The sequence below is a fragment of the Bradyrhizobium cosmicum genome (assembly GCF_032290525.1).
GTDB lineage: Bacteria > Pseudomonadota > Alphaproteobacteria > Rhizobiales > Xanthobacteraceae > Bradyrhizobium > Bradyrhizobium cosmicum_A.
On sequence record NZ_JASXTA010000613.1, the window covers coordinates 1 to 234 of the forward strand.

General features: G+C 47.0%; 1 protein-coding gene. It reads right to left on the reverse strand.

Annotation, left to right across the window (positions count from 1 at the left end):
* A partial coding sequence (locus QSV46_RS41120; RefSeq protein ID WP_314964531.1) for a cytochrome ubiquinol oxidase subunit I occupies positions 1 to 192 on the reverse strand: 192 nt, incomplete at its 3' end.
* Positions 193 to 234 lie beyond the last annotated feature (42 nt).

Here is a 234-nt window from a genome sequence, read left to right on the forward strand (position 1 = left end):
GTTGATGCCAAAAAGCTTGCCCCAAAATCGGGTCATGTCTTTCCAGATCTCTTTGCCTGTGATGAGATAGACTGCTTCCATGATGACCAACAGCCAAGTCATGCCAAGCGTCAAAGGCACAAATAAGAAGTGAAATAATGCAGTTAAGGCAAACTGCAGCCGCGAGATATCGACCAGATACTCGGTAATCATACCAAACCCCTTTAGCGTGACAAGCCGCCGATGCTCCATATC